1 tRNA gene is annotated in these 231 nt (G+C 37.2%); it reads left to right on the top strand.

Going from position 1 to position 231, the window contains the following annotated elements:
• Positions 1 to 39 precede the first annotated feature (39 nt).
• Positions 40 to 127: transfer RNA gene (locus tag CYP64_RS00770), tRNA-Ser, on the top strand.
• The last annotated feature ends 104 nt before the right edge of the window (positions 128 to 231 follow it).

Below are 231 nucleotides of genomic sequence, written 5' to 3'. Positions count from 1 at the left end.
AAGCATTAAGCAAATAAAGATATAATTCCACTTCTTTATGGGTAGATGTCCGAGCGGTTTAAGGAGCACGCCTGGAACGCGTGTGTGGGGTAACTCACCGAGAGTTCGAATCTCTCTCTACCCGCCATTAAATAGCATCTACAGCTCTTAAATTTGACCCACACTTTACCTTTAATTGTTAAAATAACAAGCAAACTATTTATTAAAATAGCAAAAATAGGAGGTATTTTA

This window comes from Campylobacter concisus (assembly GCF_002913945.1).
Lineage (GTDB): Bacteria > Campylobacterota > Campylobacteria > Campylobacterales > Campylobacteraceae > Campylobacter_A > Campylobacter_A concisus_P.
This window is presented reverse-complemented; position numbering and strand designations above follow the sequence as displayed.